Genomic DNA, 22,842 nt, shown 5'->3' with positions numbered 1-22,842 from the left:
CGAGTTGTGGTTGGATCAATTCGATCAATTCGCTCGATCGCTCCCATAGATCGAGCCTAAAAATGCTTGATCGTAGCTCCTTCGGGATTTGATTCGAATTGAGACTTTTGATTGACGGATTTGGTACGTTCAATAAAAGATAATCTAGGGTATATTTGCCTATATTCAAATGTTGTTTTTCAGCTATATCGCTCCAGGCTAGATGTATCCGATCTCTAAATATTCGATGAATAGATAATCCTTCTGAATCAACAATCAAATACGTATTTGCCTCAAAAACACAATATAAAGCAACCACTGAGTTAAGCATTACCGAAATCCAATTATCAGACAGGCCTTGATATATCCAATAGAGCGACATAAATGACATAAACAAAGAAACTGATACATAAGATCTGAAATTCTTAGGTCTAAATTTTCTAGGATTCATAATTTACTTTCTATAAAAAGGATAAATAAACAAAAATTAATATAACAACCAGCGTTGCCCAAGCAATCATTTTTTGATACGAATAAAAAAATTTCAGGCTTTTGGAAAAATCGGGAGTCACCTGCCATTGATCGGTCGTAGATGCAAGACTAGCATGTAAGGCCTTAGCAATAATTTCGGGGTTATCCCAGCCTTCCAAGGTTAATGTACGCTGTTGTTGTTCTGGCGTTAGTTCCTTTAATTTCACGCGTGGTAAGCCTTTAATCGGCTGGTGCAAAATAATATACGGCAGATAGCGTCGTCGGCCAATTGTGCCAATCCCAAACGATTCAATTTGCGCCCAATTAACTTCAAAGCGTTGCCAACCGCGCCGCATCACCAAGCCGCGAGCACTCAGATCGAGATAAGAAATAACATTCATCCCAAATTGAACCAGCAGGATCGGATATAAAAACATATTCCAGTCTGCAATGAGACGAATGCTCGACCGCGTTGGCATAAATAAATTCATAACTGCCAGGATAAAATACAGAAAGACAGCAACAATCTGCCAGCGATAATAGGGCACACGTAAACGTTGTTTAATCAGCGAAGATTGCATGGGTGTTCTCTCATTACTCATCAGAATCGTGATTATTTACGTTGGGGTATAAACAAGGTTGCAGCAGCAACGCGGTTGCACTACTGCTGCACGTATTCGGGCTAAATCCCTTGGGCTAAGATGGTATCAATCATCGGGCCAAGCTCTTCAGTGGTAATTCCACCCTCATATTTATTGACAATCGTGCCATCTTTGCCGAGCAAGAACAACCATGGCTCGCTCGGCAAGCGCCATTCGGCCATAGCTGGCACTAACAACGGTGGGTTGGCTTGAACTGATTCGCTAAATGGGAACTTATAAACTTCCACATGGATAAAATTCATCTTTTCGCCATAGGTTTGCTGTAAATTACCCAAAACTGTGACGCTGGGGCCACAGGTAGCGGTTTTACAAAAGCCTGGCGTGCCAAATAAAATTGCGGTGGGCTTGCCGCTCTTAATCGCATCGGCAATGCTCAATTGATACAAGGCCGGATTTGGCTTTGGATCAGAGCTGATTTGGCTCAGATCAGGCGCAGTTTTGACGGTTGGCGTATCGACTGCAATCGCTTTGCTACCAATTGCAGGTGTAGGATCTTGGGCCAAAACCGAGAGCCGCAAGGTGCTGACGGTTGGCTCTTTGCCTGGCAACGTCGCCTCAACCTCAACCCCCCAATCGCCAGCTTTTTTAAAATCAGGGTAGGTCACATAGATGCCAGCGGGCAAGCCTTGGCCAAAGTAATCGGCACTGCCTTCACCGGCAACTTGGGTTTTCTCAGCATCGGTTCCATCAAGATAATACAAGCGCAATTTGACTTGCACATTGGGGTCGTTAATCGGTGAGCCATCGACGATCAAGCCAATTGGCAAACGATTTGGGCCAACGACCAAATTGGAAGCCGCCAAAACTGCCTGAACGCGACTTTTGGCCACCGGAGTTGCGGTTGGTGTAGCTACACCACAGCCCACCAAACCAACAATAATCACACCATAGAGAACCCGCCACCAGCGCTGCATACAATTGCTCCTCATAGATTAGGTATCTGTTTAAATAGTTGCCAGCGCCGAAACCCTGACGCTATTCACTCTAGCACAAATTTGATTTGCGGCTATCAGTTGAGCAACCGAGCCATCCAGCTAAAGCCCAACAAGCCCTATGCTACAATCGAGCTACGATTGCGATGCCCAAAGCAAGGAGGCTGTAATGTCACTGTATTTCAACGCTGAGCATGAGATGTTTCGCCAAACCATTCGTCGTTTTGTCGAGCGCGAAATTAACCCCTTTGTCGAGCAATGGGAGCATGAGCGGGCTTTTCCAGGCCATACTTTATTCAAAAAATTAGGCGAAATAGGTGCCTTGGGCGTTTCGTACCCTGAAGCCTATGGCGGCGCAGGCTTAGATTATTGGTATAACGTGGTGTTGGCTGAAGAATTAGGCTACGCGCACTGTGGCGGCGTGCCCATGGCGATTGCGGTGCATACCGATATGGCTACACCTGCCTTGGCCGAATTTGGCAGCGCAGAGTTATGTCAACGATTTTTAGCTCCAGCAATTCGCGGCGAAATGATCGCGGCGGTGGCAATTTCCGAGCCTGATGCTGGCTCTGATGTGGCGGCGATTCGCACGCGGGCGGTGCGCGATGGCGACGAGTATGTGATCAACGGCCATAAAATGTGGATCACCAATGGCACACAGGCCGATTTTATTACCTTGCTGGCCCGTACCAGTGATGAACCTGGCTATAAATCCATGTCGCTGCTGATCGTCCCAACCAACACGCCAGGCTTTCATGTTTCCAAAAAACTAGAGAAATTGGGCAATCATTCCAGCGATACGGCGTTGTTGGCGTTCGACAATGTGCGTGTACCAGTTACCAACCGCATCGGCGAAGAAGGCCAAGGCTTTGTGTTGCAAATGCAGCAATTTCAAAAAGAGCGCTTAATTGGTTCAGTTTCAGCAGTTTCAGCAATGGAACGGATCGTTGAAATGACCAGCCACTATTGCCGTGAGCGTCAAACGTTTGGCAAACCTTTAATCGACAATCAATATATTCATTTTCGTTTAGCTGAATTATTGACCGAGATTGAGGCGTTACGTCAACTCAATTATCACTGCACCCGTTTGCTTTTGGCTGGTCATGACATCACCAAAGAAGTTTCGATGGCTAAACTCAAGGCTGGACGTTTGGCTCGCGAAGTTGCCGATACATGTTTACAATTCCACGGCGGCATGGGCTATGTTGAAGAATATCCGATGGCGCGTTATTTTCGCGATGCGCGTTTGCTTTCAATCGGCGGCGGCGCTGATGAAATTATGCTAGGAATTATTGCCAAATATGCTGGCTTGTTGCGCAAACGTGGTTAGTTGAAATAATGCACATCCATCAACAACAAACGCGATGGATGTGCATTATTTTGATTTAGCGAGCTTGAAAGATTGCCAAATAGGCTGGATGCCAAGGCAAATTACGCCATACCACGGCTGGGGCAAATGGCGAGTAGGTTTCAAACACAGTTTTAAAACCTGCTGCCTCAGCCATCCCGCGAAATTCACGGCCACTTGGCCGATAAATATGGGTTGGGTCGGCATCATACGAGCCACGATAAATCCGCGCTTGCAAACGATTGCCGATGGTGGGCAAGTGCGCCACAAACAAACCACCCAATTGTAAGCGTTCGCGAATCGCGGCGACTGCCAAGGCAGGCTGCTCCAAGTGTTCAACCACATTGATCGCGGTAATCACATCGAAATTAACGCTAAATGGGATTCCATCCAAAATGCTGCCAACGAATAATTTGGCTTGGGGCAGGCGTTGCTGGGCTTGAGCCACGGCATAGGCTGAAATATCAGTGCCAAATGGCTCAAACGGCGGGGTCATCGATTGCAAAAATAAACCTAAACCACAGCCAATATCCAACAATCGCCCAGTTTGGCGAAAGCGCAACACATGGCGACGAATATAGCGATCGCGTAAGGTATCAACCAGACTTTTGCGCCCAGCCTCAGGCCGCGACATGGCATAATAGGCCTGATCGTAAGCATTTCCATCGGGCATTGGAACAACCCTTTCAATTGATAATTTACAGTTCTCTATGGTTTTGACGCTGATTGAGCAGATTAATTGCCAGCACTCAGTGTAGCATCAAACTGCATCATTGATCCACGAAGAGCACGAAGAGCGCGAAGGGGTGAGGGGTCAGGAGTCAGGGACGAGGGGTCAGGTTTGCATTAGCTCGCCCAATCAGCAATCCTCACTCCTGATCGTTAGCCCCTGACCCCTACATCATCTCTGCGCCTCTGCGTTAAACGCCCTGACTCCTGAACCCTAGCCCCTGACTCCTGAACTCTAATCCCTAACGCTGGCCGCGCTGGCCTGCTATAATACCGAGTATGAGTAAAACTGAGTTGGTGTCGTTGCCGAATGTTCCACGCCGCCGCCGTTTCTTCCGCGTCGCGTGGTTTTTTGTGCGCTTAGTCGCCCATATTATCGTCTGGGATCTGTTGCTTGGACGACAGTTTTGGTTTCGCTGGTACGCGGATCGCACGCGGATCGAGCGCTATCGGCGGTTTTCGCGGCGTTTTCGCGATTTGGCGATCGATCTCGGCGGCGTAATGATCAAGCTTGGGCAATTTGCTTCAACGCGGGTTGATGTTCTGCCGCCAGCCGTGGTTGAAGATTTGATCGGCTTGCAAGATGAAGTTTCGCCCGTACCATTTCGCTTGATCCAAGCCACGATCGAACATGAATTAAGCCAACCACTCAACCAGATTTTTAGCACGTTCGAGCGCGAGCCAATCGCTGCTGCGTCGTTTGGCCAAGTGCATTTTGCCACGCTCCACGGCGATCAACCAATTGCCATCAAAATTCAACGCCCACAAATTGAGCAATTCGTCGAAATTGATATTGCTGCGCTGCGTTGGGTTGCTAGTTGGATGCAATATTATGGCCCGATTCGCCGCCGCACCGATTTACCTGCACTGATCGAAGAATTTTCGCGGATCACTTTGCGCGAACTCGATTACCTGAGCGAAGCCGATCACGCCGAGCGCTTTCAGCGTAATTTTGCTGGCAACGATCACATTTATGTCCCGAAAATTCAGCGTGATTATTCAACTGAGCGCATTTTGGTGATGGAGCGGATCGAGGGCATTAAAATTTCCGAATATGCTGCGCTCGATGCCGCCGGAATTGATCGGCTGGATTTGGCCGAAAAGCTGTATTTGGCCTATTTGCAACAATGCTTTACCGATGGTTTTTTTCATGCCGACCCGCACCCAGGCAATTTATTTGTACGACCTGTTGGCGAACGTTTGGCAAATGGCAAACAGCCCTTTGTAATCACCTTCCTCGATTTTGGCATGGTCGATTCGATTCCCCAAAGTGTGATGGATGGCCTCGCGACGATTGCGGCTGGCGTGGTGATGCGCGAACCACAGCGCATGATCGACGGCGCACGCTCGATTGGCGTGGTCATGCCCAACGCCAACGATCAGCAATTGCGCCAAGCCTTAGAAATTTGGTTTTCCTACACCTATGGCCGCACGATTCGCGAACTCCAGCAAATTGATGTTGAAGGTTTTGTCGGCGGATTGAGCGAATTGCTGTATGATTTGCCGTTTCAGTTGCCCCAATCATTGCTATTTTTGGGGCGCACGGTAGGAATTATTGGTGGCGTAGCGGCTGGTTTAGCGCCAGATTTTGATATTTTCAGCGTGACCAAGCCTTTTGCCTTGCGTTTTATTCGTGAGCAAACCAGTGGCCGCGATCTGCGTGAGCGGGTGATTAACGAAGGCCGCGAATTAATCACTGATCTCAGCCAAATTCCGCGCCATGCCAAACAATTTTATGCCAAAGCTGCCCAAGGCGATTTGCAAGTGCGCACCGAAATTGTGAAACTAGAGCGTACCACCAAACGGATCGAACGAGCATTTAGCCGGCTCACCGCAGGCATTGCCGCCAGTGCCCTGATGATCAGCGCGAGTATTTTGCAAACTATGCAGATTGACAACCCTTGGATGTGGTGGCTGGCTGGTGGTTTGTTGGTTTGGGCCTTGTTGCCACGCTTTAAAGATATTTGATCCACGAAGGGCACGAAGAGCACGAAGGATTGAAATCGCGAAGAATGCGAAGAATACGAAGGCTGTTGTAGCCACGAATTGCACGAATGATCTTTGTTGTAGCCACAGATTAGCACAGATTGTTACGATGAGGTTATGGGCTTTTGACTTTTGATTTTTGACTTTTGCCTTCTCTCAGGGAGTACTCATGAGTTTTTTTCGTAAGCTTTTTGGTGGCGGCAGCAGCCAACCTGCCAGCGATGCGGGAATTTATTTTCAGGTGCGTTGCAAACGTTGTGGCAGCGTAATCCGGGTGCGGATCGATAGCCGCAACGATCTTTCACAGCGCGACGACGATGAGAATTTGTTCGTGCGCAAAACCTTGGTTGATGATCGCTGCTACAGTCGAATCGAATTTGAGGCGGTGTTTAGCGCTAAACGCCAATTGCTCAATTGTGAGATTAATGGTGGCACGCTTGTAGCTGGTGAAGAGAATACTACCACCAGCACCCGTTGAGTGTGGTACGATGGGCAAAGTTGGCCGCTGGGCAACGAAGCCTTGCAACTGCACCGCCGCAGCCTACGACAAAGACCCAATTTCGCAAACAATAAGGAGTGTCATGAGTACTCAAGCTATTCGCTTTGATTACAACAATGTGATGGCCGATGTGATTGGTGAACATGGATTAACTGAGGCTGAAATTGAGGCAGCATTGCCCCATGCCGCCGCCGCGATTGAGGCTGTTTATGCTCAACGCGCCGATCTCGGCTGGATGGATTTGCCCTACCAAGATACCAGCGAAATTATTGCTCAAGCCCAAGCTGTGCGTGCTCGCGCCGATACTTTGGTAGTTTTGGGCATTGGTGGCTCAGCGCTTGGCCCAATTGCAACCCAAACGGCTCTCCAGCACCCATTTTATAATAATTTGCCACGTGAATTGCGCCGTGGTCCCACTTTGTTTGTGCCTGATAATGTTGACCCCGAGTTAAATGCTGGCTTGCTCGATGTACTTGATCTTGAGCGCACGGTGTTCAACGTGATTACCAAATCGGGTACAACTGCCGAAACCATGGCATCTTTCATCTACTTCCGCGAAGCCTTGGCCAAACGCCTCGGCAAGGATAAATTGATTGATCACTTGGTGTTGACGACTGATCCCAAAAAGGGAGCTTTGCGCCAAATCGCCGATCGTGAAGGCTATCCAACCTTGCCATTGCCAGCCAGCGTTGGCGGGCGTTTCTCGGAGCTGTGTGCTGTTGGGTTGTTCCCAGCAGCAGTTACGGGGATTGATATTAATGAAATGTTGGCTGGCGCAGCCTACGCCGACAAACGCAGCCAAGAGCGTGACCCACGCAAAAACCCCGCCGCAATGTGTGCATTAATCCAATTTTTGCTTGATAAAAAGGGCAAGAATATGGTTGTGATGATGCCCTATGCTCAGCGTTTGCGCGATGTAGCCGATTGGTTCCGCCAATTGTGGGCTGAAAGTTTGGGCAAGCGAGTTGATCGGGCTGGAAATGTGGTCAATGTTGGGCCTACACCAATCAAATCGTTGGGCGCAACCGACCAACACTCGCAAGTGCAATTGTATGCCGAAGGGCCATTCGATAAATTAATGCACTTCTTGTTTGTCGAGCAGTTCCAACTGGAAGCACCGTTGAGTAATGCCTACCCCGATATCAACGAACTTTCGTATCTCGATGGCAAGAGCTTTAGCCAATTGCTCAAGGCCGAAGGCGAAGCAACCCAGTTGGCAATTGCCGAAGCTGGCCGCCCGAGCATGGCTCACTATTTCCCAGCAGTCAATGCCTATACGCTTGGTCAGTTCTACTACATGCTCGAAATGCAAACCGCTTTTGCTGGCGAGTTGTACAACATCAACGCCTTTGATCAACCAGGGGTTGAGGCTGGCAAAATCGCCACCTACGCCTTGATGGGCCGCGAAGGCTACGATGCTCGCCGCCACGAAATTGAACAAGCTCGTGGTCGCAGCCGCAGCGAATTTATCATCTAAAATTGATCGATCAGACCTGCCATGTTAATTGCATGGCAGGTCTTTGTTTAATGATTGCGGCAGGATCATTAATTATAAGCCAATTATTTGGTAGGCAACAAATATAATGATAACGATTGCTAAACATATGATAGCAATATTACCTTTTGCAGACATATTGCCTATTCGCATATTTTGTGGCTCATTAATTTCTTGATTGAGATCTTTTTTAATTTTTGTTCTAATAATAGTTTGTTCACTATTAGAACCAGTAGATTTTGTAGTTACCGATCCACCAATCTCAGAGTCGCTGATGGTTTGCTTGTTCATGATTGACTCCTATCATAGTTTGTATAATATTTAATGATCCTTAGTAATAGTGCTGTCACTATAAATCCTGCTATAGAGCCTAATATACCTGCGCTTGAAAGCATACTTGTTCGAATCATTCCAGGACTATGGAACTGATAGGCAATAATATATTTATCCACAGCCGGAGATATTATATAAAATCCAATTCCTACTCCTATTATTGCACAAGTAATCCAAAACAATATACCAATACTCAAATAGTCATTAATTAATCTTGTAATCCAAGTACTTTTGTTATACTCTTGTTTTATATTTACATCTCTACCAACAGTAGTATTTTCAAACTTGACTTCATTATTATTCATGATATTAACAACCAAATATCTTAAAAGGATTTATATACCAATCACCTTCTTTTGTTCGTTCCATAATTGCTCCTTTAATTGAGTCATCAACTTGTCTTTTCCCATTAAATTCTGCCACTAACGTAAAACGTACTACCCAACGTTCCTCTAAACCTTTCGAACTTTTTTCATTTTGGGTCAGTTCACACTCTTCTGAAGTAAAATCTTCTAACTCCATAAAATCTTCAGCACCTGGAGACTGAAAAAAAGCCGCAAGTGATTCTTTTACAACACCTTCCGATGGACCACCACAACCGCCTAACGTAACCACCAAGCAGATAGATACAAAGAGTTGAACACAGCGCTTGAAGATACTTAACATAGCGGCTCCTATCTGGTACTTATTGAACAACAGTCAAATCATGCTATCATGCATTTCTCCTATTAGTCAAGATGATTTTTGAGGTTATTTTAGGTATATTTATCATAACAAATATTTAGAGTTTTAATTTTTTCTATTAAATAGATATTTACTGACTTGGTATTTAACAAAACCAACAGGGCACAAAAAGCCCCACAGAAAACTTAATTCTGTGGGGGCTTAAATGCTTGAGTAAACGAACTAATTATTTATCGTTGAGCGCGGCAATTCCTGGCAGCACTTTGCCTTCGAGCAATTCGAGGCTAGCACCACCGCCAGTTGAGATGTGGCTCATCTTTTCGGCTAAGCCCATTTGCTCAATCGCAGCAACTGAATCGCCACCACCAATGATTGTGATGGCGCTGCTATCGGCCAAGGCCTGAGCAACGGCGCGAGTGCCAGCGGCAAATGGCTCTAGCTCAAACACGCCCATTGGGCCGTTCCAAATCACGGTTTTAGCTTCGCTAACCACTTGCGAGTAGGTTTGGCGAGTTTCAGGCCCAATATCGAGAATCCGCCAGCCATCGGGCACATCATCGACGCTCAGCACTTGGGTGTTAGCTTCGGCGCTGAAGGCATCGGCTACCACGACATCGCTGGGCAACAACAACTTCACGCCGCGACCTTGGGCTTCGTCGATCAAACGAGCGGCTTCGGCCACGCTATCGGCTTCGACCAATGAAGCACCAACAGCCTTGTTTTGGGCCAACAAGAAGGTATTAGCCATCCCGCCGCCGATCAGCAATGAATCGACTTTGCCCAGCAAGTTTTCGATTACGCCGATTTTGTCGCTGATTTTTGCGCCACCAATGATCGTAACGAAAGGCCGTTGAGGATCATCCAAGGCTTTGCCAAGTGCCGCCAATTCGGCTTCCATCAAGAAACCAGCCACGGCTGGCAGGAATTTGGCGAGGCCTTCGGTTGAGGCATGGGCACGATGAGCCGCACCAAAAGCATCATTCACATAAATATCGCCAAGTTTGGCCAATTCTTCGGCCATGGCAGGGTCGTTCGATTCTTCACGGGGATCAAAGCGGGTATTTTCCAACAACAGCACTTGGCCTGCTTGCAAAGCTTGAGCAGCGGCTTCGGCCTCAGCGCCAGTCGTGGTCTGAATATAGTTGACTGGGGCATCCAGCAGTGATTGGAGATGATCGGCAACTGGCTTGAGCCGGAATTCTTCGGCCACTTTTTTCTTCGGGCGGCCCAAGTGCGACATCAAAATCACACTTGCACCTTGTTCGAGCAAATAGTTGATCGTAGGCAACGCTGCCCGAATCCGGGTGTCATCAGTGACTTTACGGGCTTCATCAAGCGGCACATTGAAATCCACCCGAACCAAAGCTCGTTTTCCGCTCCATGCTACATCACGAATGGTCTGCTTGTTCACAAGCGCTCTCCTTGTACAAGGCTATAGGCGATAGGCTATCTGGGCGCTATCAGTGCTACGAACCAAGAACCGCATAGCCTATGCTCCCCATAATAAACGATTTCGGCGATCTGCTGGGTAGCAGGCTCTACGCTACAGGTGCAGAAATATCATCGTTATTCATCGCCAGCCTTCGCTCCCTGTTCTGGATTGAGCACCTCGCGCGAACGACTGCCCTCGGCTGGCCCAACAATTCCGCGTTGTTCGAGCAGTTCGATCAATTGGGCAGCTTTGCTATAGCCAATCCGCAAGCGGCGTTGGAGCATTGAGGCTGAGGCTCGTTGATGTTGGCGCACCAATTCAATCGCCTTGGGCAGTAGTTCATCTTGCTCGTCGGCTTGCAAAAACACATCACCCATGCTGGTTTGACTGCTCGGCGCAGGCTTGGCTTGGGGGTTGGCAGGATCGGGCTTGGCTAATTCTGGTGGAATTTGCATGCGCCAGAATTGCACAACTTTTTCAACTTCGCCATCGGAAACAAAGGTTCCTTGCACCCGAATTGATTTAGCTGCATCGACCGCCAGATAGAGCATATCGCCACGGCCAAGCAATTGCTCGGCTCCAGGCGTATCCAAAATAACCCGTGAGTCGATTTGCGAAGTCACGGCGAAGGCGATCCGCGTTGGGAAGTTGGCCTTGATCAAGCCTGTTACGACATCGACCGATGGCCGTTGGGTCGCCAAAATTAAGTGAATTCCGGTGGCGCGAGCCATTTGAGCCAAACGACAAATCAAGGTTTCAACTTCATCCGGCGCAAGCATCATCAAATCGGCCAACTCGTCGATGATCACCACGATATAGGGCATTGGCTCAAGGTCAGGGCGTTTGCGGGCGGCTTGCATATAGCTTTCGAGATTGCGAAAACCGCCCTTAGCAAAGACCTTGTAGCGGCGTTCCATCTCGCGCACGGCCCACTTGAGTGAGCTAACCACCCGTTCAAGTTCGGTTACCACTGGCGTGAGCAAATGCGGAATATTGTTGTAAACGATCAATTCGACCATTTTGGGGTCAACCATGATGAATTTCAGCTCGTTGGGCGTGTGTTTCATCAACAACGAAATAATGATTGAATTGATACAAATACTTTTACCTGAGCCAGTGCTGCCAGCCACCAGCAAGTGCGGCATTTTGGCCAGGTCGGCAATCACGACCGTACCTGAAACATCTTTGCCTAGCGGAATTTTGAGCTTGCCGCGTTTAGCATCAAACTCTTCACTACCAAGCACATCGCGCATAGCCACGGTGGCAATCGCCGAATTGGGGATCTCGATGCCAACCACCGAGCGGCCTGGCACTGGCGCTTCAATCCGCAACGATGGCGCAGCAAGCGCCAAAGCCAAATCGTTTTGGAGGCTGGTGATTTTATTAATTTTGACCCCAATCGCTGGTTGGAGCGCAAATTGAGTGACTGCTGGCCCGGTGTTGGCCTCAACCACTCGCGCCTCAACCCGAAACGAGGCCAAGGTTTCCTCGATAATCCGCGCTTTTTCGCGTTTTTCTTCATCGCCAATTTGGCCTTCAACAAACTCATCGAGCGCGTTGAGGGTCGGCAACGGCCAAGCGCGATGGGTCAGCGCTTCATCTGGCTCGATAAAGTTGGGATCTTCAGCATTGGCTTTTGGCTGATTAGACTTGGTTTGATCATCGGCGGGCTTGAGCCGTTTGGTTGGGGCCATACTACCAGCTGCATTTGGCGTAACTGGTGGCGGCGCAACTTCTTTGCGACGGGCTGGCCGATTTGGCTCAGGCAGATCGCGATTGAACAAACTGGCTTGGGCCGGGCGCTCGGCAATTGGCGTAAGCACCACTTCTTGGTTGGTTGTATCTTCAAGAATCGCTTGACGGCGTTTGTTGCTGACCTTGGGCATGGCTTGCGGCGCGGGTAATTCAAGTGGCCTGAAATGCTCCTCAGGATAATCATCAAACATTGGCTCACGCCGAACGGGAGCACCCAACAAGCGGCGACCTAAAATACGCAAACCGCCAGTGTAATAGAACAATGAGGCCATAATTTGGCGTAGCGTCAGATTAAAGGTCAGCATAATCCCAATCAGCCCAATCGTGACTGAAAAGAGCAATGCCCCACCCTTGCCAATCCCGCTGATCAAAATCGTCAGCAAGGTTTGGCCGACCACCCCACCGCCAGCGCCAACGTGAAACTCAGGGTGTTCGCGATGAATTTCATAGCCTGGATATTCCAGCAGCATCAACAGCGAAAGCAGCACCATCAGCGTGCCAAGAATATTCGCGCCGCTCAAACGGCTATCGCTAAATCGCTCTTGGAAGATCATCAGGCCACCCAGAATGCCCAGCGCCACCGGAACCAGCACCTTGCCAGTGCCAAAAGCCCGCGCCACAGCAGTATTCCACTGCGTGCCAATCACCCCTTGATCGCCGCTAAATGTGCTGAATAGCAACGTCAATAAGCCCAAAAATACCAAAATAACCGCAAAAATCTCACGCTGAAGATTTTGGGGAATTTGGATTTGCGGGGCGATTGATTGTTTGGCTGCGCCCCGTTTGCGGGCGGTTGCAGCGGTTGGCTTTTTGCCACTTTGGCGCTTTGGCGCAGATTTTCGCGTTGACATTGCTACTCTATCCCCAAGTGATGTACTCAATTCGTTGGTGTTTGATTGCTTCGATTATAGCACACACGGTCGAATTGAGCAGAGTGTAACTACGGGCCTGCAAACGCTTTTTAGGCCGTCAGAATCAGCTAATTAACGTCATTTAGCACCTGTGGAATCCAAACCCGCTGACGAAAATGATCAACTAAATCGCGGTAGGTATAAAAACTCGGTTTATACAAACTGACTGTGCCGTTAATATCGTAGGCTCCGTTGCTATCGTAATTGATATGCACCACGCCCCAAGCCTCGTTCGCAGGCGGAAAATCCTCGTACTTGAACCAAAACCAGTTGGCAATTTCGGGTCGGCCATAGATCGTTGCCACAAATTGACGCATAAAATCGGCTTGACGTTGCAGCTCACTAGGATTATTGGAGTCGCCACGCGTGCCAATTTCGGTCAGCCAAAGCTGGCTGGTTTGGTCAAAACTGCGCATCGTAGCAATGACGCTATCCAAGCGTGGTGCGACTAAAGGCAAAAAGTCGTTATCGCTGATCAAACGGCGCATCTCGGCGGGATAGGGATGATAGGCCACGCCATCAATTGGATATTGGCCGTTGTGGCTATTGGCCCAATTGCTGAACGGCGCTGATTGGTAGAGTGATTGCAAATAACCGCGATCAGTGCGACCTGATTCGTTGGAAGTTAATGGGTGCAAACCGCCAACAATCAGCGGCGTTTGATCGTTGCGGCTGGCATCGCGCAAAATTCGATACAGTTTGGTGATCGTTTGGGCCAGATAATAGGGATTCATCTCATCTTGCTGGCCGTTAGTATCGCCAATTAACCCAAAATAAAAATTTGGCTCGTTGAAAATTTCATAGGCATCGATGCGGCCACGATAATAATCGGCGATGCTGATCGCACGCTCGAGCCATGCTTTTTGATAGGCATTCACGCCGCAGCCAATCGGGGCTGGTGGGCAGGGTGAAAGCTCGCGGTCGGGGTTGCTAGTGGGAATGCTGCCTGAAACCGTGCCACCATCAAAATGCTGCACGCCTGCTTGAGGGCCACGCAAAATATCAGTGCCTAGCAAAGCCAGCACCTTCAAGCCACGGCTATGGGCGGCACTGACAAAATAATCAGCCTGCGCTAGATTAAAACTGCCATAACTCGAGCCATCCCATGCGCTGTGGAACTCGAAGCGCACCCAACGCCCACCCATGGCCACAATTTCATCGAACATGCGATCGATAAAGGCTTGATTGGCAGCATTCGGATAGGCTGGGTTAGTATTCCACTCGTAGGCTGGGTCGCGCACGACAATGCCCCACCAATCGCTTGGTTGGTCGCTTGGTGGCTCGGCGTGGGCGGGTGGTAATATTCCGAGTAACCAGCTAAGGCTTATGATCAAGATCAAAAAACGTCGCATATTTGTAGGCTCCATGTCAAAGAGATTAGGTTTTGTTTTGATCCGCGAAGGACACAAAGAGCACCAAGGGTTGAAACCGCGAAGAGTGCAAAGGACGCGAAGGCTTTTTCTAGTTACAGATTCACACAGATTTGAATGATGACTATGTTCTATGTGTAAAGGTTCATGGGGTTAACAACGGCCAGCATGCCCTCACCCCCAACCCCTCTCCCACTGCGGCGAGCGAGGGGACGTTTCCCCCTCGCCTGCTGGGCGGGAGAGGGGGTCAGGGGGTGAGGGATCATCATTGTCAACCGAATGAACCTTTACATCTAGGCTCTATGCTCTATGTTCTTTGTATTCTAGCCCTGAATTCCCCAAATGGCATGATCATTCAACATTTAGCCACATGCCTCGGCCTTTGATAGGTGCACGATTCTTGACCGATTAAGCTTATAAACCTTCACCAAAGCAGAATGACAGTAACCAACGAATGTGCTATAGTGGTGCAGAACGGCCCAGAGCCGTGAAAGCATTCTTAATTTGGTGCGAAATAATAAGGAGTCACTTGTGGCACGAGTAGCAATCAACGGCTTCGGTCGCATCGGTCGCCAAAGCTTCAAAACCATCTTGGATCACTATCGCGATGAGTTGGAAATTGTTGCAATCAACGACCTGACCGATAACCAAACGTTGGCCCACCTGCTCAAGTACGATTCAACCTATGGTTCATTCGATGGCGATGTTACCGCCACTGAAGATACAATCAGCGTTACCTTCGCCGATGAAGACGAGCCAATGGTCATCAAGGCCTTGGCCGAGCGCGATCCGTCAAAATTACCATGGGGTGAGCTAAACGTCGATATCGTGATTGAATCGACTGGGATTTTTACTGATGCAACCAAAGCCAAAATGCACTTAGATGCAGGCGCAAAGAAAGTTATCATCAGTGCTCCCGCCAAGAACGAAGACATCACCGTGTGTATGGGCGTGAACGAAGAAAACTACGACGCTGAAAAACATACGATTGTCTCAAATGCATCATGTACCACCAACTGTTTGGCTCCAGTAGCCAAAGTGTTGAACGATAAGTTCGGCATTGTGCGTGGCTTGATGACCACCATTCACTCATACACGATGGACCAAAATCTGCAAGACGGCCCCCACAAAGATTTGCGCCGCGCTCGCGCCGCTGCTTTGAACATGGTTCCAACAACCACGGGTGCTGCTAAAGCTGTTGCTTTGGTTATCCCTGAGTTGAAGGGCAAATTCGATGGTTTCGCCGTGCGCGTCCCAACCCCAACCGTTTCGATGGTTGATTTTGTGGTTGAATTGGCCGAAGGCGCAACCGTTGAATCGATCAATAATGCCTTTATTGAAGCCTCAGAAGGCGCAATGGAAGGCGTGTTGGGCGTAACCAATGAAGAGCTGGTCTCATCAGACTTCATCGGTACTTCATACTCAAGCGTGGTTGACTTGAGCTTGACCATGGCAATGGGCGACAAGATGGTCAAAGTTGTTGCTTGGTACGACAACGAATGGGGCTATGCTACCCGCATCGCCGACCTCACCGCTTATATCGCTGAAAAGCTCTAAGTTTTACGCATAACTAACTGTTGATCGCGCTGGTGGTTTTCGAACTACCAGCGCGGTTTTTTTATAGCTGGTGGTTGGGGATCGGGGTCGGGTACTGGAAGTCTTTGATCCACGAAGGACACGAAGCACACCAAGATAAATCTGGCTGAAGGCTATTGGCTATTGGTAATGGTTCATCACATTAACACCTAGTCCATGCCCTCACCCCCAGCCCCTCTCCCACTGCGGCGGGCGAGGGGCGCACTGCCAGCGCGATTCCCCCTCGCCTCGCGGGCGGGAGAGGGGCTAGGGGGTGAGGGAACACGATCCATTCCTAAGCCAATAAATCATTACAGCTATTGGCTATTGGTAAATATCAAACAATAATCCAATAACCCATAGCCATTCTTTTCTCTGCACCTCTGTGTTAAAAAACGAAGATCGAGCTACTACCAGCCCGATCCTTATTTTTTCTGTTCTTTGCTCTATGTTCTATGTTCTTTACACTACAGCGAACCACCATCGGCTAATTTATAGCCAACCCCGCGCACCGTCAGAATGCGTCGCGGCTTGGATGGTTGCTCTTCGATTTTTTCGCGCAAGCGGCGCACACAGACATCGACCAAATTGGTTTGGCCAACATATTCGTAGCCCCAAACTTCACGAAACAAGACTTCACGATCAAAAACTTGGCCGGAGTTGGCAGCTAGAAAATAGAGCAACTCAAATTCCATCGGCGTAAGATTAACGTCCTCACCCGCCAGCAGCACTTTATGGCGTGGCTCGTCAATCTCTAAATCGCCGATCCGCACAATTGGTGATGCCTTGCGATGCTGATAGCCTTCAACCCGACGGATAATTGCTTCAACCCGAGCTTGCAACTCGGCAGTGCGAAAAGGCTTGGTAATGTAATCGTCAGCGCCCAACTCAAAGCCATGGACTACATCATCAGTACCATCACGAGCAGTAATGATAATAATTGGCACATCGGAGCGCGAACGAATGCGCTCAGTCACCGTGAAGCCATCAACATACGGCATCATTACGTCAATCAGCAAGAGCTGATATTCGCCATCGCGATACATTTTGAGCGCTTCGAGGCCATTGGAAACCGTGACAAGTTGATAGCGCTGGCCACTTAACGCCACCTCAACCAAGCGCAAAATCGCTGGATCATCATCAGCAACCAGAATTTTACGTTGATGGGGGTTGTTATCTTCATGGCGTTCGTTGGTTCGGTTAAGCAGCCGCATACGAGCACTCCTTGCACAGTTAACCAATCTCTATCTATGCTACCAAGAAAGTGCGCTTTCGGCTAGAGCCATTGGGTGTTACCCTTTGACGGTACCGGCGGTGAGGCCACGAATGAGTTGGCGTGAGAAAATGAGGTAGAGCACTAAAACTGGAGCAATTGCTAAGGTCAACATCGCGAGCAAGGCGCTCCAATCGGTTTGAAATTGACCAAGGAATTGTTGTGCGCCCAGCGTGAGCGTGCGCGAAGCTTCGCCAGGAGCCAAGACCAAGGGAAACCACAGATCATTCCAAATTGGCAGCATCACAAAAATTGCCAAGGTCGCGAGGGCTGGGCGCATCAAGGGCACAACCAGCCAAAATACTTGATATTCGTTGGCTCCATCAAGCCGTGCTGCATCCTTGAGGTCGCTTGGCACTTGGCGCATATATTGCGAAAGCACAAAAATTGCCATCGGCAAGCCTTGAGCACTATACACCATAATCAACGACCAAATCGTATCTTGCAAATTTAGCGCGACCATCAATTTGAGAATACTGACAGTTGCCAAACGAATCGGAATCATCAAGCCAATCAGGGCATACAAGGTCAAAAAGCCGCGTCCACGAAAACGATATTCGGTCAGGCCAAAGGCCGTCATTGCGCCAAACAGCAAAATCAGCAAAATCGAGCCAAGCGTTACCATCAAACTATTGCCGAGATAGCGAAAAATGGCCGTTTGCTCAAACACGGTGGTATAGCCAATCGGATCAAAGTTTGCACCAATTGGCAGGGCATAGGGCTGTTGAAAAATTGCTTGCGAGCCTTTAAATGAATTCAGCACCACCAAAATAACCGGAGCAATTGCCACTAAAGTATAACTGCCCAACACCGCATGCACCAACAACGGTGTGAGCCAGCGACTCGGGCGTAGCGCATTTGGTGAGGTTTTGGGTTGAGCCATGGGCGGTTCACTCACAAGCGAATTAGAGCTCATAGGTTACAACCTTACGTTGCCAGCCAAGCAAATATAACAGGCTACCAAATAAAATGATTAAGAAAATCACGACGGCAATCGTTGTACCCATGGCATAATCGCCGAGTTGCAGTTGAAAGCCATAGAAGGTGCGATAGAAGAAGGTTCCAAGTAAATCGGTCGAGAAATTTGGCCCGGCCAGCGCTCCCTTGGCGGTATAGACCAAATCGAAAGCATTGAAATTGCCAATAAAGGTCAAAATGCTCACAATCCCAACGGTTGGCAGGATCAGCGGAAATTTGACCCGCCAGAACAATTGCCAAGCACTCGCACCATCAACTCGTGCTGCTTCCAAAATATCTTGGGGTACGGCCAAGAGCGCCGTCATAAAAAAGAGCATGGGAATACCGACAAATTGCCAAATTGAAATTAAGGCAACCGTTGGCAAGGAGGTGCTTTCTAAGCCGAGCCATGGCCGATAGCGCACACCCAAAAATTCACTAATAGCCGGAGCAATACCCCAAGTTGGGCTTAAAATTAGTTGCCACACAAAGCCCACAATCACAAACGAAAGCATGGTTGGCGAAAACAAGAGGGTGCGGTAGATGCTGCGTCCGCGTAGATTTTTGCTATCTAACAATGCTGCCAACAACAAGCCCAAGGGGTTTTGCAACAACATGTGTAAAATAAAAAAGAGCACAGTATTTTTGAGCGCTCGCCAAAAATAGGGCCACCACTGGCTATCAGTAAATAGGCGTTGATAATTGCTCAAGCCAACAAAACTCTCGCCATTGGAGCTAAACAAGCTCAAACGCAAGGTATCGAGCAAGGGAAAAACCAGCACAATACTATACAGCAACAGGGCTGGTGCTAGAAATACCGCAATATGCCAGCGTGGGCGCGATTTGTTGGGGCGCAGCATAGGCAAACTCTTTCAACAAGCGTGCTACCTCGCCAAAAAATTCAGCGAGGTAGCCTTACTTTGGGCAGATTAGGGCTTTTTGTACCAATTATCTAAGCCTTTTTGCAGATCTTGGGCTGCAGCTTCAGGTGTAAATGTGCCATCAATCACGCCAACACTCATGCGCCAGAGTTCGTTTTCGAGGTTTGGCTCGCCGCGTGAGAGAATTTGGTAGGAGTTACGGATGGTCGATTGACATTGTTTACGCCAATCAACAAAGGTTTGGGCCAAGGGATTTTTCAAGCTTACCGGATAATCTGAGAGGCTGAAGAAGCCAGGCAGGGCATTGCTAAATTCACCAGCAAATTCTGGCCCAGTCATCCACTCAAGGAAGGTACGGGCTTGGGCCATGTGGGCAGTCTTGGCGTTAATCCCAATTCCAATATCGGTATGATCGCTGATAAAGCATTGATCATTGGCTTTGGCAACTGGAGCTTTGAATGCGCCAAGTTCGAATTTGGCATTTTGGTTGAAGTAGCTAATATCCCACGAGCCAGCGGGGTAGATGGCCCCCTTGCCCGAGGCAAACAACATCTGAGCATCGGCATATTTGACCGCTTCAAAACCATCAGGCAAATAATCGCCCCAGCGGGCTAAATCTTTCAGAGTTGAAACATAAGCAGCATCGGATAATTTAGCGCTGCCATCGATCAACGCTTTACGGCCATTTTCACCAAACCAATAATTCGGCCCGATGTTTTGGAAGCCCATGGTTGCTGATTCCCATTGCTCAGCAGTACCCATCACCAAGGGCGTATAGCGACCATCTTGCTTGATTTTATCGAGCACCGCAAAAAACTCATCGACGGTTTTAGGTTCGCTCAAACCGAGCTCGTTAAAAATTGCTTTGTTGTAGATAAAGCCATGGATAACCGAGGCCATCGGCAAGCAGAAGAGTGTTTTGCCATCATCGGTTTGCCAAGCACTTTTGGCCACGTCGCTAAAATGGGCAATACCTTGCAAATCGTCGAGTGCCGTCAAATGACCAGCTGTATACAAACCTAATGAAACATCAAAAGGCCGACAGGTGATCAGATCGCCAGCAGTGCCAGCCTCAAGTTTGCTATTCAGGGCAGCGTTATATTCGGTGGGTGCGGTAGGCCGAAACTCCACATGAATATCAGGATGGCTCTTTTCAAACAGCGGGATAATCTGCTCAGTCCAGACCTTTTGGTCGTCGCTGCGCCAGCTTTCAATCGTTAGCGTGACTCGATTGGGATTAGTGGTAGGAGCTTGGGTTGCGCTGCCGCCACCACACGCAGCTAAAACGGTCGTTAATAGGCTAACCAAAGCGAGTTTCCAACGCCATTTGCGAACCATAACACACTCCTGTCTAGGACGCTGCGGATTGTTGACGTTTTAATCGACGATAACGCGGGCGGTAATGTAGTGGGGATTGAATAAACTTTATTATTTCATTGGATTTAGTAATACAGACAGTACCATATTCGATTAAGAATTGTCAAGTTTTGGTTAAATGGAGTGTTATAGGAGTTAAAACAAAGCACCCACTGCGTGGACAGTGAGTGCAAATGGTGACGCATACGGGATTCGAACCCGTGATCTTCACCTTGAAAGGGTGACGTCCTAGGCCGCTAGACGAATGCGCCGTTTGGTTTAGGGCTTGAGTATTCTACTCGTAACGGCGTATTTTGTCAAATATTGCTCCCAAGGCGTAAAAATGGCTATGATTAAGCTAGTCATTAGCACATTAGGAGTTATTTATGCCGATTAATCTGGCTTTAGTGGGTTTTGGCATGGCCAGCCAAGTGTTTCATGCCCCGCTCATTATGGCCGAACCACGCTTGAATTTACATACGATCGTTCAACGTAGCAGCCAAAGCGCCCGCACCAGCTATCCCCATGTCCAAATCGTGAGCGATCTAGCTGAGGCGTTGGCTGATCCCGCGATTGAGTTGGTGGTGATCGCCACACCCAATCAAACCCACGCCGACTTAGCGGCCCAAGCCTTGAGCGCAGGCAAACATGTGGTGGTTGATAAGCCATTTACCCTCAATAGTCAACAGGCTGATCAATTAATGAGCTTGGCACAACAGCGGCAACGCGTGCTGAGCGTCTTTCACAATCGGCGTTGGGATGGCGATTTTTTAACCGCTCAAGCAGTGATTCAGGCAGGCTGGTTGGGGCGTTTGGTCAGCTACGAATGCCATTATGATCGCTATCGACCACAACTAAAACAAGGGGCTTGGCGTGAGCAAGCTAGCCAAGGCAGTGGCATTCTGTATGATCTCGGCGCACATTTAATCGATCAAGTCTTGATGTTGTTTGGAATGCCCCAATCGATCACGGCCCAGCTTGCCAAGCAACGCGAGGGTGCGCAAACTGTCGATTATTTTGATCTGCGCTTGGGTTATGCTGAGCTGCACGTCACGCTCAAAGCAGGCATGTTGGTGCGCGAATTGGGGCCACGCTTCAGTCTCCATGGCACAAATGGCTCATGGATCAAATATGGCATTGATCCCCAAGAAGCAGCTTTGAAAGCAGGCCAAGCGCCAAATAGCCCAGATTGGGGTCAAGAACCAGCGACAGATTGGGGTATACTCAATGCTGAGCTGAATGGTTTAGCCTTGCGTGGCACAGTCGAAACTATCGCAGGCAAGTATCCGGCCTATTATCAGAATGTGGCTCAAGCCATTCAAGGCGAGGCTGAGCTAATCGTTCAGGCGAGCCAAGCCCAAGCGGTGATTCGGCTAATTGAGTTGGCTGAGCAAAGCGTTGCTGAACAACGCACAATTACCATGTAAGCAACCCCACGCCTTCACCCGCCCAGCAGGCAAGGGAATGCTTAAAAGCGTAGATTTCCGCTACGAACCACCAAATCTCTGGTTCATCAGTAGATTTCTGCCAGACCCTGATTGCCCTTGAGGGGGTGCAGGGGGATTAAAGCCCCCTGCGTCTCCCGCCTCAAGGCAGGACGGAAGGGTGGTGATCCCAATCCATGCTTACAAAACCTACCCTTGTGAGGGCATTCGATTTTTTAGCGATAATTGTTGAATTGCAATGGTAATGGGAAATCGTCGCCGCGTTCGCGCAGCAAAGCCATCACTGCTTGTAATTCGTCTTTGCTCTTCGATGAAACCCGCAACGAATCGCCTTGGATACGAGCTTGAGCCTTGGGAACCTCGGCCTTAATCAATTTTTGAATTTTCTTGGCAATATCGTCAGCGATGCCTTTGCGCAAGGTAATAACTTGGCGAATCTTCATGCCGCCAATTTCCTCTGGCTCGCCAAAATCGAACATTTTGATTGAGAGATTCCGCCGTAAAGCCTTGGTTTCGAGCAAATCGCGAACTGCATTTAATGCCAATTCGCTGCTGGTCACAATTGTAATATCTTTCTCACCAAGCGTAATTTCGCTATTTGTATCTTTCAAATCATAGCGTGTGCCAACATCACGTTTGGTTTGATCAACCGCATTAATCAACTCTTGACGATCAAAATCTGAAACCACATCAAAACTAAATTCAGCCACAAAAGCCTCCCCATATGCTTGCTAGATTTGCGAATGCAGGCTTAACTATACCCCAAGAA

The 22,842-nt window shown here is 48.8% G+C and carries 20 protein-coding genes and 1 tRNA gene; 6 read left to right on the top strand and 15 right to left on the bottom strand.

All coding sequences use genetic code 11. The features are described from left to right. Nucleotides 1–440: 440 nt before the first annotated feature. Both ABEB26_RS14675 and ABEB26_RS14670 read right to left on the bottom strand, forming a co-directional pair. The gene (locus ABEB26_RS14675; RefSeq protein ID WP_345722779.1) at nucleotides 441–1,031 is read right to left on the bottom strand and encodes a hypothetical protein; all 591 of its coding nucleotides are present in this window, start codon (nucleotides 1,029–1,031) and stop codon (nucleotides 441–443) included. 101 nt (nucleotides 1,032–1,132) lie between these two features. Further along, a complete protein-coding gene (locus ABEB26_RS14670; protein ID WP_345722778.1) occupies nucleotides 1,133–2,026 on the bottom strand; it encodes a thioredoxin family protein in 894 nt (297 codons plus the stop codon). A gap of 193 nt (nucleotides 2,027–2,219) precedes the next feature. Between ABEB26_RS14670 and ABEB26_RS14665 the strand changes: the two genes are divergently transcribed. Further along, a complete protein-coding gene (locus ABEB26_RS14665) occupies nucleotides 2,220–3,374 on the top strand; it encodes an acyl-CoA dehydrogenase family protein (protein ID WP_345722934.1) in 1,155 nt (384 codons plus the stop codon). 55 nt (nucleotides 3,375–3,429) lie between these two features. Here the strand turns inward: ABEB26_RS14665 and ABEB26_RS14660 are convergent, their stop codons facing one another. After that, on the bottom strand, nucleotides 3,430–4,065 hold the full coding sequence (locus ABEB26_RS14660; RefSeq protein ID WP_345722777.1) for a class I SAM-dependent methyltransferase: 636 nt from the start codon (nucleotides 4,063–4,065) through the stop codon (nucleotides 3,430–3,432). 335 nt (nucleotides 4,066–4,400) lie between these two features. Between ABEB26_RS14660 and ABEB26_RS14655 the strand changes: the two genes are divergently transcribed. The 3 genes from ABEB26_RS14655 to ABEB26_RS14645 all read left to right on the top strand — a co-directional run bounded on the left by ABEB26_RS14655 (nucleotide 4,401) and on the right by ABEB26_RS14645 (nucleotide 8,083). After that, a complete protein-coding gene (locus tag ABEB26_RS14655; RefSeq protein ID WP_345722776.1) occupies nucleotides 4,401–6,089 on the top strand; it encodes an ABC1 kinase family protein in 1,689 nt (562 codons plus the stop codon). 187 nt (nucleotides 6,090–6,276) lie between these two features. Next, a complete protein-coding gene (locus tag ABEB26_RS14650; protein ID WP_345722775.1) occupies nucleotides 6,277–6,585 on the top strand; it encodes a hypothetical protein in 309 nt (102 codons plus the stop codon). Between the two features lie 103 nt (nucleotides 6,586–6,688). After that, nucleotides 6,689–8,083, top strand: coding sequence for a glucose-6-phosphate isomerase (locus tag ABEB26_RS14645; RefSeq protein ID WP_345722774.1), 1,395 nt, complete (start codon nucleotides 6,689–6,691; stop codon nucleotides 8,081–8,083). A gap of 72 nt (nucleotides 8,084–8,155) precedes the next feature. Here ABEB26_RS14645 and ABEB26_RS14640 read toward each other — a convergent pair whose 3' ends face one another. From ABEB26_RS14640 to ABEB26_RS14615, 6 genes are all read right to left on the bottom strand, one after another. Next, the gene (locus tag ABEB26_RS14640; RefSeq protein ID WP_345722773.1) at nucleotides 8,156–8,392 is read right to left on the bottom strand and encodes a hypothetical protein; all 237 of its coding nucleotides are present in this window, start codon (nucleotides 8,390–8,392) and stop codon (nucleotides 8,156–8,158) included. Next, on the bottom strand, nucleotides 8,389–8,739 hold the full coding sequence (locus ABEB26_RS14635) for a hypothetical protein (RefSeq protein WP_345722772.1): 351 nt from the start codon (nucleotides 8,737–8,739) through the stop codon (nucleotides 8,389–8,391). The genes ABEB26_RS14640 and ABEB26_RS14635 overlap by 4 nt, the downstream gene beginning before the upstream one ends. Before the next feature lie 4 nt (nucleotides 8,740–8,743). After that, nucleotides 8,744–9,100, bottom strand: a complete 357-nt coding sequence (locus ABEB26_RS14630) for a hypothetical protein (RefSeq protein ID WP_345722771.1) — start codon at nucleotides 9,098–9,100, stop codon at nucleotides 8,744–8,746. Nucleotides 9,101–9,344: 244 nt separating this feature from the next. Further along, nucleotides 9,345–10,529 carry a phosphoglycerate kinase gene (locus tag ABEB26_RS14625; RefSeq protein WP_345722770.1) on the bottom strand — a complete coding sequence of 395 codons (1,185 nt, stop codon included), beginning with the start codon at nucleotides 10,527–10,529 and terminating at the stop codon, nucleotides 9,345–9,347. A gap of 155 nt (nucleotides 10,530–10,684) precedes the next feature. Further along, entirely contained in the window at nucleotides 10,685–13,156 is a 2,472-nt protein-coding gene (locus ABEB26_RS14620) for a DNA translocase FtsK (protein WP_345722769.1), read from the bottom strand. A 128-nt stretch (nucleotides 13,157–13,284) separates the two neighbouring features. Then, on the bottom strand, nucleotides 13,285–14,568 hold the full coding sequence (locus tag ABEB26_RS14615) for a glycosyl hydrolase (RefSeq protein ID WP_345722768.1): 1,284 nt from the start codon (nucleotides 14,566–14,568) through the stop codon (nucleotides 13,285–13,287). A gap of 549 nt (nucleotides 14,569–15,117) precedes the next feature. Here ABEB26_RS14615 and gap point away from each other — a divergent pair. Next, nucleotides 15,118–16,143, top strand: coding sequence for a type I glyceraldehyde-3-phosphate dehydrogenase (gap, locus tag ABEB26_RS14610; protein ID WP_345722767.1), 1,026 nt, complete (start codon nucleotides 15,118–15,120; stop codon nucleotides 16,141–16,143). 485 nt (nucleotides 16,144–16,628) lie between these two features. Here gap and ABEB26_RS14605 read toward each other — a convergent pair whose 3' ends face one another. The 5 genes from ABEB26_RS14605 to ABEB26_RS14585 all read right to left on the bottom strand — a co-directional run bounded on the left by ABEB26_RS14605 (nucleotide 16,629) and on the right by ABEB26_RS14585 (nucleotide 20,900). Then, nucleotides 16,629–17,375, bottom strand: a complete 747-nt coding sequence (locus tag ABEB26_RS14605) for a winged helix-turn-helix domain-containing protein (protein ID WP_345722766.1) — start codon at nucleotides 17,373–17,375, stop codon at nucleotides 16,629–16,631. 78 nt (nucleotides 17,376–17,453) lie between these two features. Continuing rightward, entirely contained in the window at nucleotides 17,454–18,317 is an 864-nt protein-coding gene (locus tag ABEB26_RS14600; protein ID WP_345722765.1) for a carbohydrate ABC transporter permease, read from the bottom strand. A 22-nt stretch (nucleotides 18,318–18,339) separates the two neighbouring features. Further along, nucleotides 18,340–19,251 (bottom strand): carbohydrate ABC transporter permease, encoded by a 912-nt coding sequence (locus ABEB26_RS14595; RefSeq protein WP_345722764.1) that lies wholly within the window; start codon nucleotides 19,249–19,251, stop codon nucleotides 18,340–18,342. A gap of 69 nt (nucleotides 19,252–19,320) precedes the next feature. Further along, nucleotides 19,321–20,610 (bottom strand): ABC transporter substrate-binding protein, encoded by a 1,290-nt coding sequence (locus ABEB26_RS14590; RefSeq protein ID WP_345722763.1) that lies wholly within the window; start codon nucleotides 20,608–20,610, stop codon nucleotides 19,321–19,323. Nucleotides 20,611–20,823: 213 nt separating this feature from the next. Continuing rightward, a tRNA-Glu gene (locus ABEB26_RS14585) sits at nucleotides 20,824–20,900 on the bottom strand. A gap of 114 nt (nucleotides 20,901–21,014) precedes the next feature. Between ABEB26_RS14585 and ABEB26_RS14580 the strand changes: the two genes are divergently transcribed. Next, nucleotides 21,015–22,055: an oxidoreductase gene (locus ABEB26_RS14580; protein WP_345722762.1), complete on the top strand. Its 1,041-nt coding sequence runs from the start codon at nucleotides 21,015–21,017 to the stop codon at nucleotides 22,053–22,055. A 233-nt stretch (nucleotides 22,056–22,288) separates the two neighbouring features. On the opposite strand, the gene ABEB26_RS14575 is transcribed toward ABEB26_RS14580, so the two are convergent. Next, nucleotides 22,289–22,783, bottom strand: coding sequence for a YajQ family cyclic di-GMP-binding protein (locus tag ABEB26_RS14575; RefSeq protein ID WP_345722761.1), 495 nt, complete (start codon nucleotides 22,781–22,783; stop codon nucleotides 22,289–22,291). Between the last annotated feature and the right edge of the window lie 59 nt (nucleotides 22,784–22,842).

This window comes from Herpetosiphon gulosus (assembly GCF_039545135.1).
Lineage (GTDB): Bacteria > Chloroflexota > Chloroflexia > Chloroflexales > Herpetosiphonaceae > Herpetosiphon > Herpetosiphon gulosus.
This window is presented reverse-complemented; position numbering and strand designations above follow the sequence as displayed.

Bases quoted from the DNA above. Each gene is read 5' to 3' on its own strand.
- ABEB26_RS14630 (WP_345722771.1), bottom strand. From the start codon at position 9,100: ATGTTAAGTATCTTCAAGCGCTGTGTTCAACTCTTTGTATCTATCTGC.
- ABEB26_RS14605 (WP_345722766.1), bottom strand. From the start codon at position 17,375: ATGCGGCTGCTTAACCGAACCAACGAACGCCATGAAGATAACAACCCC.
- ABEB26_RS14645 (WP_345722774.1), top strand. From the start codon at position 6,689: ATGAGTACTCAAGCTATTCGCTTTGATTACAACAATGTGATGGCCGAT.
- ABEB26_RS14600 (WP_345722765.1), bottom strand. From the start codon at position 18,317: ATGGCTCAACCCAAAACCTCACCAAATGCGCTACGCCCGAGTCGCTGG.
- ABEB26_RS14655 (WP_345722776.1), top strand. From the start codon at position 4,401: ATGAGTAAAACTGAGTTGGTGTCGTTGCCGAATGTTCCACGCCGCCGC.
- ABEB26_RS14670 (WP_345722778.1), bottom strand. From the start codon at position 2,026: ATGCAGCGCTGGTGGCGGGTTCTCTATGGTGTGATTATTGTTGGTTTG.
- ABEB26_RS14675 (WP_345722779.1), bottom strand. From the start codon at position 1,031: ATGCAATCTTCGCTGATTAAACAACGTTTACGTGTGCCCTATTATCGC.
- ABEB26_RS14640 (WP_345722773.1), bottom strand. From the start codon at position 8,392: ATGAACAAGCAAACCATCAGCGACTCTGAGATTGGTGGATCGGTAACT.
- ABEB26_RS14635 (WP_345722772.1), bottom strand. From the start codon at position 8,739: ATGAATAATAATGAAGTCAAGTTTGAAAATACTACTGTTGGTAGAGAT.
- ABEB26_RS14615 (WP_345722768.1), bottom strand. From the start codon at position 14,568: ATGCGACGTTTTTTGATCTTGATCATAAGCCTTAGCTGGTTACTCGGA.
- ABEB26_RS14580 (WP_345722762.1), top strand. From the start codon at position 21,015: ATGCCGATTAATCTGGCTTTAGTGGGTTTTGGCATGGCCAGCCAAGTG.
- ABEB26_RS14660 (WP_345722777.1), bottom strand. From the start codon at position 4,065: ATGCCCGATGGAAATGCTTACGATCAGGCCTATTATGCCATGTCGCGG.
- ABEB26_RS14595 (WP_345722764.1), bottom strand. From the start codon at position 19,251: ATGCTGCGCCCCAACAAATCGCGCCCACGCTGGCATATTGCGGTATTT.
- ABEB26_RS14590 (WP_345722763.1), bottom strand. From the start codon at position 20,610: ATGGTTCGCAAATGGCGTTGGAAACTCGCTTTGGTTAGCCTATTAACG.
- ABEB26_RS14620 (WP_345722769.1), bottom strand. From the start codon at position 13,156: ATGTCAACGCGAAAATCTGCGCCAAAGCGCCAAAGTGGCAAAAAGCCA.
- ABEB26_RS14650 (WP_345722775.1), top strand. From the start codon at position 6,277: ATGAGTTTTTTTCGTAAGCTTTTTGGTGGCGGCAGCAGCCAACCTGCC.